Annotated in this window: 9 protein-coding genes; 8 read left to right on the top strand and 1 reads right to left on the bottom strand. The window is 43.2% G+C overall.

Features of this window, described 5'->3' with window-relative positions; genetic code table 11:
* The first annotated feature begins 18 nt into the window (after positions 1-18).
* The 8 genes from ACYQ3L_RS10365 to ACYQ3L_RS10330 all read left to right on the top strand — a co-directional run bounded on the left by ACYQ3L_RS10365 (position 19) and on the right by ACYQ3L_RS10330 (position 12,309).
* A complete protein-coding gene (locus tag ACYQ3L_RS10365) occupies positions 19-1,335 on the top strand; it encodes an Ig-like domain-containing protein (protein ID WP_379996170.1) in 1,317 nt (438 codons plus the stop codon).
* 78 nt (positions 1,336-1,413) lie between these two features.
* Complete coding sequence (locus ACYQ3L_RS10360; protein WP_379996172.1) at positions 1,414-3,537, top strand: discoidin domain-containing protein; 2,124 nt, start codon at positions 1,414-1,416, stop codon at positions 3,535-3,537.
* A 194-nt stretch (positions 3,538-3,731) separates the two neighbouring features.
* On the top strand, positions 3,732-5,825 hold the full coding sequence (locus ACYQ3L_RS10355; protein WP_379996174.1) for a glycoside hydrolase family 2 protein: 2,094 nt from the start codon (positions 3,732-3,734) through the stop codon (positions 5,823-5,825).
* 113 nt (positions 5,826-5,938) lie between these two features.
* Entirely contained in the window at positions 5,939-7,375 is a 1,437-nt protein-coding gene (locus ACYQ3L_RS10350) for an alpha-L-fucosidase (protein ID WP_459952401.1), read from the top strand.
* A gap of 78 nt (positions 7,376-7,453) precedes the next feature.
* Complete coding sequence (locus ACYQ3L_RS10345; RefSeq protein ID WP_379996178.1) at positions 7,454-8,557, top strand: phosphotransferase enzyme family protein; 1,104 nt, start codon at positions 7,454-7,456, stop codon at positions 8,555-8,557.
* A gap of 58 nt (positions 8,558-8,615) precedes the next feature.
* Positions 8,616-9,998 carry a Gfo/Idh/MocA family protein gene (locus ACYQ3L_RS10340; protein ID WP_379996180.1) on the top strand — a complete coding sequence of 461 codons (1,383 nt, stop codon included), beginning with the start codon at positions 8,616-8,618 and terminating at the stop codon, positions 9,996-9,998.
* 54 nt (positions 9,999-10,052) lie between these two features.
* On the top strand, positions 10,053-11,012 hold the full coding sequence (locus ACYQ3L_RS10335) for an NAD-dependent epimerase/dehydratase family protein (protein WP_459952400.1): 960 nt from the start codon (positions 10,053-10,055) through the stop codon (positions 11,010-11,012).
* A 541-nt stretch (positions 11,013-11,553) separates the two neighbouring features.
* A complete protein-coding gene (locus ACYQ3L_RS10330) occupies positions 11,554-12,309 on the top strand; it encodes a creatininase family protein (RefSeq protein ID WP_379995552.1) in 756 nt (251 codons plus the stop codon).
* Positions 12,310-12,314: 5 nt separating this feature from the next.
* Here the strand turns inward: ACYQ3L_RS10330 and ACYQ3L_RS10325 are convergent, their stop codons facing one another.
* A complete protein-coding gene (locus ACYQ3L_RS10325; RefSeq protein WP_379995554.1) occupies positions 12,315-12,926 on the bottom strand; it encodes a hypothetical protein in 612 nt (203 codons plus the stop codon).
* Positions 12,927-12,932 lie beyond the last annotated feature (6 nt).

Below are 12,932 nucleotides of genomic sequence, written 5' to 3'. Positions count from 1 at the left end.
ACCGTCAAATAATAAAACATGAAGAAAATTATATATTTATCAGTTCTGGCAGTTATTATGCTGGTTAGCAGTTGTGATCCGCAGGGGTTTGAACCGGATAATGATGGAAAAGTTACTTCAATAGCCGTAAAGGAAGCCGTTTATGTAAGTACGGGAACGCCGTCTATGCAAATTTCGTTCAAAGATAACGAAGAACTACAGCTTAATGTGGTAATCTTACCTCAAAGCGCTAAAAACCAAAAAGTAACCTTTACTAATAAGCATCCGGAATTAATGACTGTAACCGAAAGCGGACTTCTTAAACCGAAATCTTTTGGAAAAGATACCCTGATAGTCAGCGCGACAGACGGGTCGGGGTTAAGCACACGGTTTATAGTGAATATCATAGACCATATGGTGAAAGCCACTGCGATCAATATAGCCGCAGCTGCACAGAATAAGCAGCTGAAAATAGGAGGCGCACCTTTCGATTTGGCTGCCAATGTAACACTCGCTCCGGCAGATACCTGGAATAAAGCCGTTTCCTATGCATCCAATGATGAAGCTATTGTTACGGTTGATGCGGCTGGTATTGTAACTCCCGTTAGTGTAGGTTCTACAACGGTAACGATCAGGACAACCGACGGCAGTAACCTGTCGGTAAACTGGAATGTAAGCGTATTAGATGTGACAAATACTCCGGTGGATATAGACCGGACAAACTGGACAGTAACCACACAGACCCACAATGGTTATGGTTATGCGTGGGACGGCAATACAAAAGAAAGTCCCGTAACTGGCTTACCCGAACATATGTTCGACGGTCAATCCGGTTCATACCTGTCATTAGTGAAACCTGGCGGCAACGCAGCCGGACAACAACCTCCGGCAGATTCCGAAGCACCGTCGTTTATTGTTGATATGAAAACAGCGCAAGAGTTTGAGTATATCAAATGGTCACACCGGAGTGGAACATATGCTAATACCAATGGATCTGTAGGTACCAATAACTACAATTATTTGCGGGTGTACGGTATTATAATAGAAGGTAGTAATGACGGTACTAATTTTACCGTAATAGCCCCTGGCGAACCTGCCGGAAATAATGCGAATATAGTTTGGGTACCGCAAAAAGTTTCGTATGTAGGTGATGCTACTTCGGTTGAGGACAAGCCTTATATTATTCCAATAACCCCATCTACCTATCGTTATGTCAAGGTAATCTTGGCTGTGCAAAGTAAGAATTATGCTACTGATAAATACCAGCATCCGGATTATCCCGGTGCCGGATATACGAGCGGTGGCAATACGATGCAAATAGCCGAATTCGGTTTAGGGAAAATTGTAATCGAATAAATATTCTTTATATAAATAGGGCAAGGTTATTATCGCCTTGCCCTATGTCTTTCTTGTTCAATTATATAAAAATATACCATGAATAAAAAGAACAAACTCTACCTGTTGCTTACTTTAGGGATTTTATTCTGCGTTTTTTTTTCGTGTAGCGACAATAATGAAGAACCGGAAAACCCACCGGTGTATGCCGACCTGACAGACGTCAGCCTGAAACAAACGGTTAACGGCAAAGAATCCTTTGAATTGACAGAGGTTGACGAAGAACTTAACTTCTCTTCCCAATTAGAATTCAACGGGAAAACGATCAACTGGTCAAAACCTTCTCTGGAACTGTCTTTCAGCAGTTTGTTCATATTGTCGGCAGACAATATTACTGTTACCGACTCGAAAGGTGCGACGGTTACTCAGACAGAGGTCACAATCGACCAAAATACGATAAAGGTTTCGTTTGCAAAAAACAGTGGTTCGTACAGTTACCTGGGTTCGTCCACCATTACTATAATCATAAAAACAAGCCTAAAGCCCGGTATTACCGATGAAGAACTATCCGGTCTGAATTACAGCGGATTCAATACCCAAAGTATATTCTATGGCGAGACACAGGCCCGGAATATAAAATCGAATACAGTAACCGTTGTTTCAAAAATAAGCCCCGATGTGCTTTATGATGTAAAAGGCGATCCCAACAACGATAATTATCCGTACAAACTGAATGTGGTTTACTTCGTTCCGTCCGATATTATAGAAAATCCGGGTTATAAAAAGCGGATCAGTACATTATTGTTAAAGCATCAGCTATATATTTGCAAGTGGATGAAGTATTGGGGATATGATGAAAAAAGTTTCGGATTACCGTTAGATGAAAATGGCATGGTGGATATTGTTAAAATAAATGCGAAGGGTAAAAAAGCAGACTATCCTTATGACGGAGGCGGGAGTAAGATGATTACGGAAATAAATGAGTACTATACACAGAATAGCCTGACAAAATATAGTGAGCATACGCTTGTACTCACCGCCATAAACGGGTCAAACGAAGATACGCCTTTCTATGGACTCGGCAAGTGGTGCTTTGCCTATGAATATGAAGGCATGGCATACGAAAATATGCAAAGAGATCCTATTACGGGTAATCCGATAAAACCAGTTGGCGGCATTACCAACAATTCTATTGGTGGTATGTTTCATGAACTCGGTCATGCGCTAAACGAACCGCATGTGGGGCCGACCAATTCTCAAAAGAACAACGTGGATTTCGGAATGTCATTGATGGGAGCAGGAAATCAGACTTATGGTAAGACTGCCACATTTATGCATCACGCAAGCGCAGCTATCATGAATAATTGCCAGCTATCTTCATTTACGAAGAAAACGTTTTATGAGACTGTTACCGCCTCATTAAAAATTTCAGGCGTGGAAATAAACGGCGGTACCTGCACGGTGAAAGGCAACTTCATCGCATCCGTTCCGGTAACGGATGTAATCATCAGATTTTACAATGTATCCGAAACGTTTTTGGGAGGCTCGCATGGTTATACGAGCGTGGCTTTTGTGGCCAAGCCTGTAGGGAACACCTTTCAGCTGGATATTCCAATCGAAGAAATGAAAGTCAATAGTTTCGACTATAAAGTGGGTGTAACTATCCTAATGGAGAACGGAACCGCAAAAAGCACTTCACAACCCTACTCATACCATTTGGTAAATACCGGAGGAACATATACTTTCGAAAGCGAAGATGTTATAAATGACGGAAACTGGTCGGTAACGACATCACATCCTCTTCCGGCGGACGATGCAATATCAAACGCCCCGGGCAGTCTTGTGGACGGAGACCTGTCGACTTGCTTGTCAATGGTGAAACCCGGCAAAAGTTACGGGGGAGTTTCAGTACCGGCCACAGGTGAGGAAGTATGGGCTGTCATAGATTTTGGGAAGCAAATGACATTTAACACGATTGTCCTGACCAACAGAAATTTTCAGGCATTTTTAAATACAAAAGCCGTATCGTTTTATGGAAGCGACAACGGAAGTACCTTCACCCCGGTTAAGGAGCACGTCGGACTTCCTAATGCCACGGTAAATGAAATCACCCTGGATGCGGCAGTCCGTTACCGGTATCTAAAAATGAGGTTTGATGAATGGGATAACTCCGGCGGAAGCACAATGCAGTTTGCAGAGCTTGGCCTGAAAAATAAAAAATAAATGTTTTTAGGTTAGATAGATTGAAGTATCAGCAGAATCCTTTCAGGTTTGGCTTGCCTCATCTGAAAGGATTTTTTATCAAAAATATTAATTAGAGCAAAAAGAAAGCCAATAAGAGCAAATCCAAACCAGGTAACAACCGGTACGGTTTTTATATATTTATCATCCGAATCCGATTAAACTAAAACTATATCATGAAAAGATTTCTTCCAAGTCTACTTTGTATATTTATGTTGATTCAGGCCTATGGTCGCGATAGCCAGCCGTTCAATGACGGGTGGTTATTCAAGAAGGCCGAAGATTTACCTAAAACATTGAACGAAGACTGGCTGCCTGTTAAAATCCCACACACTTGGAACGCTGAAGACATGCAGGTGAAGAAGAATACGTTTTATGCGGGCGAAGCCTATTATAGAAAGACATACACTCCCGACCCGTCATTAGGCGATAAACGGGTGTTCCTACGATTTGAAGGAGTAGCGGCGGTAGCCGAGGTTTATATAAACGGAGTGTTTGCGGGAAACCACAAGGGAGGATATTCCGCTTTCGTAATCGAAATGACAAAGCTGTTACGATACGGACAGGAAAATGAGATACTGGTAAAAGTGGACAACAATTCCAGACCGGATGTTATACCCGTAAATCATACTTTATTCGGTGTTTATGGCGGAATTTACCGTCCTATGGAGCTTATTGTAACGGAAAAGCTGAATATTACCGTTACCGATTATGCTTCGCCGGGAATTTATATAAGCCAGAAGAATGTTTCGGATAAGTCAGCCGAAATAAGCGTAAAAATTAAACTGGAAAACAAGAATCACGACACAAAAAATGTCCGTTTACTGACTACTATATATGAAATGGACGGAAAAGTCAAATCAAAGCAGGAAATGCCTGTTACCGTCCTGCCCCAGGGAAGACAATTTTTTGTACAGGAGTTTGCATTAAAGAGCCCGCATTTGTGGCAGGGACTTGAAGACCCATACCTGTACAAAGTCGTTATACAACTGGTATCGGATAATAAGGTCATAGATGAAGTGATACAACCTTTGGGATTACGGCATTTTGAATTGAAAGCCGGCGACGGTATGTACCTGAATGGCAAAAAGGTTCCCATGTATGGGGTATGCCGCCATCAGGACTGGTGGGGTACAGGCAGCGCCCTGACCAATGAGCAGCACGATACTGACCTGGCAATCATAAAGGAAATCGGCGCAACGACAATCCGCTTTGCCCACTATCAGCAGGCCGAAAGGATTTATGCAAAATGCGACAGTATAGGGTTCATTGTCTGGGCTGAAATACCTTTTGTGAACAGGGTAAGTACCCGGGAATCCGGGAACGCCAGACAACAGCTTACGGAACTTATCCGCCAGAATTACAATCATCCTTCCATTTATGTCTGGGGTTTGCATAACGAAGTCTACACACCTTACGATTATACAGTTTCCCTTACCACAGACCTGAATGATCTGGCAAAAACAGAAGACCCGGACAGATACACGGTTTCGGTAAGCGGTTATTCGAAGGTTGACCAGGCATCCAATCTGAACGCCGATATACAAGGGATAAATCATTATTTCGGATGGTACAGCGGGGAGATAAGCGATGTGGAAAAATGGATTAAAGGTATGGAAAAAGATTTTCCGGGTTACAAAGTGATATTCTCCGAATATGGTGCAGAAGCCAATGTAGACCAGCAGGAAGAAGTAGTCGGCGAGTTCGGGAGGTATTTTTCCCAGTTCTATCCTGAAACGTTTTCAACTAAGTTTCATGAGATACAGTGGGGTTTTATATCCAAACATCCTTACCTGCTCGCTTCTTATGTATGGAATACATTTGATTTTGCTACGCCTGTCAATACACAGGGAGGCGTGGAAGCGCGTAATATGAAAGGTCTTGTGACGTTTGACCGTAAGATAAAAAAAGATCCGTTTTACTGGTATAAAGCAAACTGGAGCAAGGAACCTGTTTTATACCTGACTCAACGCAGGGCTATCGAGCGGGAAAATGAAGTGACCCCGGTTACCGTATACTCTAATATAGGTGTTCCGCGATTGTTTGTCAACGGATTGGAAATCACCAATTTTAAAGAAGGAACGACCCCGGTGCATTATATTTTTAACAATATAAAATTAAATACAGGGGAGAACGTAATAGAAGCCAAGGCAGTGAAAGACGGAAAAGAATATAGCGACAAGATTGTATGGAATTATTCACCGGATAGTAAAAAAGCAGCGAATACTAAACAGCCTGAGAAAAAAACGGCGGAGCATATTGGCTTGTAGATAATAACTGAATAATTAAAAATATCAACATAATGAAAAAAATACATTTTTTTACACTTTTATTTTGCATACTGTTCTTCTTACAAAGCATCGCTCAATCTCCTGAAAAAAAAATGCGAATACCCTTAAAACATGGGGCACACCGTGTCGGAAAACGTACCGATGCCGATATGCAGCGCTGGCGCGAGTACGGATTGGGGCAATTTATCCACTGGGGTGTCTATGCGATCCCCGGCGGCCAGTGGAACGGTAAAACGACGCATTATGCTGCCGAATGGTTTCGTACATCGGGATTAATAACAAAAGAAGAATACGATAATCTGTACAAACAGTTCAATCCTGCAAAATTCGATGCAAAAAAATGGGCGAAACAAGCTAAACAGATGGGTGCCAAATATATGATATTTACCACAAAACACCACGACGGCTTTTGCATGTGGCCGAGCAAATATACTGACTATACCATAGCGAATACCCCGTATAAGAGCGATATAGTCAAGGAACTGGTAGATGCATATACAGCCGAAGGCATCGATGTATATCTTTATTTTTCCATTATTGACTGGAGCCATCCCGGCTATCAGGCGGGAACAGCAATCACGAACGACGACAGACTTAACTGGGCAGGATATACAGCGATTTCAAATGAAAAAGACAAGGCTGGCTACGAAACATTTAAGGAATTTACACGGAATCAGTTGATAGAATTGTTGACAAATTACCCAACCGTCAAAGGGCTTTGGTTCGACGGTTCCTGGGATGGCGCATGGATGAAAGAAGCCGCCTGGGTGGATGCGCTCGGTACGGAATTGCGGGATATGCACCCGGGGTTGATTATCGGCAGCCGTTTCCGTGCGGATGAAAACGGGAAACGCCATGAGGATACGAACGGAGACCTGATAGACGATTACGATCAGCGTTTTGAGCGTAATCTTCCCAACAGCCTGGCAGAAACCAAAGGCTTCGACTGGGATTGCGTAATGACAATACCTGAAAACCAGTGGGGATACCACCGTGACTGGTCCCTGACTTACGTGAAGACGCCTTATGACCTGATTGAAATGACTGTGAAAGCCAATTCCCTGGATGGAAATTTTGTGATTAATTTCGGGCCTGACGGAGACGGTAATATCCGTCAGGAAGAAACGGATATTGCCAAGAGTATAGGAAACTGGATGTCAGTAAATGGAGACGCCGTGTATGGAGTACAACATTCCGTACTTGAGAAACAGGACTGGGGACATTCGACCGCAAAAGGCGATATTACTTATCTTACAGTGTTTAATAAACCGATGAATAATCTTCTGAGAATAAAAGTCCCGAGAAGCAAAGATAAAGACATGATTTATGTGATAGAGAACGCTATGTTTAAACCGACTAAAAAAGCTGCTGTTATTAGGGATGGAGGACGGGATAAATCCGGCTCCGTTTATTATGACATAGTTCTTCCGGCTGACATTCAGAAACTAAGTGAACCTTTTGTAATCGAGATAAAACTAAAACAGGTTAATAAAGGCGAGAAAGGCTCTTATCAGCAGGCCCTGACTTAAAATAGAAAACACACTGATGCCTGCATGAAACCGGCAGGTAAGGATATTGAAAGAGAAAGAACAAGAATAAAAATACGAATGAATATGAATTTGGAAAAAATAGTCCCTCATTTTTTATTCAGCGGTCCCATACTGCAAATACGCCCGCTGGGTGAAGGGCTGATTAACGATACATTTTTCGTTGAAACGCAGGGAAATAATCCCGACTATATCCTCCAGCGGAAGAATAAGAATATCTTCAGGGATGTACCCGCGATGATGGATAATATCCATAAGGTAACCACGCATCTGAAGAAGATAATCTCTGAACGGGGAGGCGATCCGCTAAGAGAGGCCCTGACTGTCGTACCGACGGTAGACGGCAGGCTGTTTTATAAAGATGCCGCAGGCGAATACTGGGCTGCCTGCCTCTTTATAGATAATACAACTGCCTATGACTATGCCGATTCCCCTGAATTGGCATCGCAGGGCGGAAGGGGGATTGGTAAGTTTCAGGCTATGCTGGCCGGTATGAAGGAACAGCTGGCCGATATATTACCGGGCTTCCATAATATGCGGTTCCGCCTGAAACAGTGGGATGAAGTCCTCGGAAAAGACCCGGCCGGACGCAAAGCGCAGGTCGCAGAGGAGATCGGCTGGATAGAGAGCCGCCGTAGTCAGATGCTGGCTTTATGGAAAAAGTTCGAATCCGGGGAAATACCCGTCAGGATTACCCATAACGATACCAAGATCAGCAATATACTGTTCGACAGGCAAGGAGAAGTATTATGCGTTATCGACCTGGATACCGTCCTCAGCAGCATGTGCCTGAACGACTATGGCGATGCCATACGTTCATATACAAATGCAGGAAAGGAAGATGATGAAAATCTTGAAAATGTGTATATGAAGATGGATATCTTTGAGAGCTATACCAGAGGATACCTGTCGGAAGCATCGTCCTTCCTGACGCAACCGGAAATTGACAATCTCGCTTTCTCCGCCCTGTATATTACCTTCGAACAGGTACTGCGTTTCCTGATGGATTACATCGATGGGGATAATTATTACAAGGTTAAGTATGAGACGCATAATCTGGTACGAACCCGGGCGCAGTATAAACTATTGCTGTCTATGGAGGAAAACTATGATGAGATGCTCTCCGTCATCGGGAGAATTGTCTGCGACATAAAGATTAAGTAAGGGAAGATAAAAAGGAAAAATCCTCCTATAATAAAAACCATTAAAAAAATTATAAGAAATGAAGAAGATATTATTTTTATTATTCGCCGGCTTTATCGCTATGAGCATCAGCCAGCAACCGAAAGCCCAGAACGTGATTAAAATACCGGTTCCTGTACGTCCTGCCGGACAAACAGATGTACTCGAACTAAGGACTGATCCGCTACCTATGGTACGTGTAGCTTTTATCGGGCTGGGTATGCGCGGCCCGGGTGCAGTGGAACGCATGACACATATAGACGGCGTGGAAATAATTGCCCTGTGCGACGTGGAACAAAAAAACACGGGGAAAGTAAACAGAATGCTCGAAAAAAGGGGATTTCCCAAGGCTCAGGAATTCTATGGAGATACTTCCGTATGGCGTAAAGTAACAGCCCTGCCAAATGTAGACCTGATCTATATAGCTACCGACTGGAAGTCCCATGCCACAATAGGTGTACAGGCGATGAAGGATGGCAAGCATGTCGCCATTGAGGTACCTTCGGCAATGACCATGGATGAGATATGGGCTTTGGTCAATACCTCAGAACAAACCCGCAAGCACTGTATGCAACTCGAAAACTGCGTCTATGACTTCTTCGAGCTGACCACCCTCAACATGGTGCAGCAGGGACTGCTTGGTGAGATTGTACACGGGGAGGGAGCCTATATACACGGGCTTCAGCCATTCTGGAACCAGTACTGGAACAACTGGCGCATGGATTATAACAGGAAACACAGGGGCGACCTCTACCCTACACATGGATTCGGACCTGTATGCCAGGCCATGAACATACACCGCGGAGATAAGCTGAATTACCTTGTATCGGTTGATGCAAAACAGCTATCAAGTATAAACTTCATAAAAGAGAAAACAGGCGAAGAGGTAAAGGATTTCCGGAACGGGGAACATACCTCAACCCTTATCTCCACGGAAAAAGGCAAGTCCATCCTTATCGAGCACAATGTAAATTCGCCGCGCCCTTATAGCCGTATGTACCAACTGACAGGCACAAAAGGCTTTGCCAATAAGTATCCGACTCAAGGTTATGCCCTCGATGGGGGAGCGATAGACCCTGAGGTCGCAGCCAATCACGAAAATCTGAACGCACACAGTTTCGTTCCCGATGATGTACGCAAAGCCCTGATGCAGAAATATAAACATCCGATAGCAAAAGACATAGAAGAAAAGGCAAAACAGGTAGGAGGGCATGGCGGCATGGACTTTATCATGGACTACCGCCTGATCTACTGTCTCCAAAAAGGACTGCCGCTGGATATGGACGTCTATGACCTGGCTGAATGGTGCAGCCTGATACCTCTTACCGAAATATCTCTGGATAACAGTAGCTCCCCGGTAGAAATTCCGGATTTCACCCGTGGAGCATGGAATAAGCTGGACGGACTTAAATTCGCAGAATAAAGGATATATATTTCAACCATAAGTACAAGCAGGTCCGCGACCATTAAATAAACGATGAATAACATTCTTATAGTAGGCAGTACGGGTCAGATCGGCTCGGAACTAAGTATCAGATTGCGCTCGATTTACGGCGACAGTAATGTAATCTGCGGATATTATAAGCCGCCTTATCCCGATGGTTTTTTCGATTGGGGCCCCACCGTAGAGATAGATGCCACCGACATAAAACAGATCGCCGATGCAGTGAAGAAATACAAGATAGATACCATCTACAATCTGGCTGCTATATTGTCAGCAACGGCCGAAAAAAATCCTAAGCTGGGATGGGATGTGGGCGTGGGCAGCCTGATGAATTGCCTCGATGTAGCTAAGGAGTTTAATTGTGCTGTGTTCACTCCGAGTTCTATCGGCGCCTTCGGGCCTGATACACCAAAGGACAGGACGCCTCAGGATACAGTTCAGCGCCCGAAAACCGTGTATGGTATAACCAAAGTGATGGGCGAATTGCTTAGCGATTATTACCATGACCGCTGGGGGGTGGATACCCGTTCGGTACGTTTTCCGGGTATTATATCCAACCTTACCCATCCGGGAGGTGGAACTACCGACTATGCCGTAGAGATATATTACAATGCGGTGAAAGAGGAGAAGTTTATCTGTCCGTTGAAGGCCGGAACTTTTATGGATATGATGTATATGCCGGATGCCCTGAATGCCGCCATCAACATAATGGAAGCTAATCCAGACAGGCTGATCCACCGCAATTCGTTCAATATCGCGGCAATGAGCTTCGATCCCGAAATGTTATATTCGGCCATAAGGAAGCATTATCCGGATTTTGAGATGGAATACGATGTCGACCCTTTGAAGCAGGCGATTGCCGATTCATGGCCCAACTCACTGGATGATACCTGCGCCCGCCAGGAGTGGGATTGGAGACCTGAATATGATCTGGAGAAGATGACCGCTGATATGATAAATGTACTCAGAGAAAGGGTAGTGCATTTGATCTGAAAATAAGATAGATAGCACGGATATATTATAGTCCGTGCTATTATTTTTTACAGAATGCAGTAGCCCTGAGTAAGGTCGTGATTTTATTACCGGGAAACAATCATCATTTGATTTTTTGTGACTTTTGTTTTAGCTTTTAAAAGGTAACACTTATTTCAGTTAACAGTAAACAGTCATTAGTTTACAACTCGTGACTCGTATCTCATCTACTTGTATCTTGTCTACTCGTAACTTGTAACTGCCCGAAGGGCGAAGTAACTTGTAACTCTTAAAAAAGGTAACAAAGGTAACACTATTTACAGTCATCAGTAAACAGTCATCAGTCAACAACTCGTAAGATGTAAAACTTTGCGTCTTTGCGTGGAACAAAACAAAACGCCAGACAACTTGTAACTGCCCTAGGGCGAAGTAACCCGTAACTGCTTTAATCAATACTTCAAAGAACTGCAAGCTAACCGCTTCATTTCTATAGATAAAATTGTCTGAAATTCATTATCATTTACTAGCTTTGTCATTCTATTTATCCTAAAGACGAAAACACATGAATTCTTTGTTCGATATACAGGCTTCCATATATAATGATATAAAAGGACAGGTTTATGATTTTGCCGTCCTTCCCTGGGGCGCTACCGAACCTCACAACTATCATTTACCATATCTCACCGATTGTTACCTTGCGCATGGTATATCGGTGGATGCTGTAATAAAAGCGTATAATGCTCAAAAAATAAAAGGAATGGTATTGCCGCCAGTTCCGCTAGGCGCCCAGAATCCGGGGCAACGGGAACTGCCTTTTTGCCTGCATGCCCGGTACGAAACTCAAAAAGCCATATTAACGGATATTGTAGCTTCTCTCGATTATCAGGGGATATATACATTGGTTATCGTGAATGGTCATGGAGGTAATAGCTTCAAAAATATGGTCCGTGACCTTGCTGTTGATTATCCTCATTTCCTGATAGTGGTCAGCGATTGGTTTGCTGTACTATCCCAAACCGAATATTTTGAAGAAAAAGACGACCATGCCGGAGAAATGGAAACATCGGTAATGATGCATTATTATCCCGAACTTGTGAGTTTATCCGTGGCGGGAAATGGAGCGTATACCCCTTTCAAGCCGGAAACACTGCGTGACGGTACAGGATGGACTCCGCGCAACTGGGCACAGGTTTCACAAGATACAGGCATTGGAAATCCGAAAAAGTCCACAGCCGAGAAGGGTAAGGTGTATGCCGAAGCAGTTACAAAAAAACTCTCGGAACTTTTTATCGATTTAGTAAAAGGTGAAATATATTGAGATCATTACTGGCCGTCTTCCTTCTCCATCATTTTCCGGTAGGTACTTAATGTCTCGTAATAATCGTAATTCATTATGTCCGATATAACCACCTGCTTCACCTGAAGCCATTTTTGGCCTTCGAGTTTATAAATAAGCATTTCGTATGGTATGGTTACACTATAGTCGCCCTTGGATGATAAGGTATCAGCCACCAGGTATTGGGCCGGTATATAGCGTCCAAACAGGCAGAAGTCTTTAATATCTAAATCTTTCCGTAATATCTCGTCTATTTTTCTCGCGGTTTCGTCATCATAAAAGAGATTTCCGAGCGAATCTTTAATCAATTGTATATTATTCTTTTTCTCAAAGTCTTTATACTTTAGTACGCCTTTATCCGTTTTCGGGACATACAATATAGAATACTGACCTTTACCCTCTACCGTATAGACAGCTGAAGGGATCTCCATCATCAGGTCTATCAGCAAACCTTTATTCAAATCGAAATTATTAATGATTTCCTCATTGTTGAAACTCTGTTCTACAGGTGCAGGCTCATTATTTCCTTTATTTTTATTATTACATGATATCAGGCCGATAGCCAGAGATATAATAAAAGTAAATTTAAATAACGTCATATATAT

It is taken from the genome of Dysgonomonas termitidis (genome assembly GCF_054657735.1).
This window is presented reverse-complemented; position numbering and strand designations above follow the sequence as displayed.

Excerpts from the sequence above, each read along its gene's own strand:
- ACYQ3L_RS10365 (WP_379996170.1), top strand. The coding sequence starts at position 19 with ATGAAGAAAATTATATATTTATCAGTTCTGGCAGTTATTATGCTGGTT.
- ACYQ3L_RS10360 (WP_379996172.1), top strand. The coding sequence starts at position 1,414 with ATGAATAAAAAGAACAAACTCTACCTGTTGCTTACTTTAGGGATTTTA.
- ACYQ3L_RS10355 (WP_379996174.1), top strand. The coding sequence starts at position 3,732 with ATGAAAAGATTTCTTCCAAGTCTACTTTGTATATTTATGTTGATTCAG.
- ACYQ3L_RS10350 (WP_459952401.1), top strand. The coding sequence starts at position 5,939 with ATGCGAATACCCTTAAAACATGGGGCACACCGTGTCGGAAAACGTACC.
- ACYQ3L_RS10345 (WP_379996178.1), top strand. The coding sequence starts at position 7,454 with ATGAATATGAATTTGGAAAAAATAGTCCCTCATTTTTTATTCAGCGGT.
- ACYQ3L_RS10340 (WP_379996180.1), top strand. The coding sequence starts at position 8,616 with ATGAAGAAGATATTATTTTTATTATTCGCCGGCTTTATCGCTATGAGC.
- ACYQ3L_RS10335 (WP_459952400.1), top strand. The coding sequence starts at position 10,053 with ATGAATAACATTCTTATAGTAGGCAGTACGGGTCAGATCGGCTCGGAA.
- ACYQ3L_RS10330 (WP_379995552.1), top strand. The coding sequence starts at position 11,554 with ATGAATTCTTTGTTCGATATACAGGCTTCCATATATAATGATATAAAA.
- ACYQ3L_RS10325 (WP_379995554.1), bottom strand. The coding sequence starts at position 12,926 with ATGACGTTATTTAAATTTACTTTTATTATATCTCTGGCTATCGGCCTG.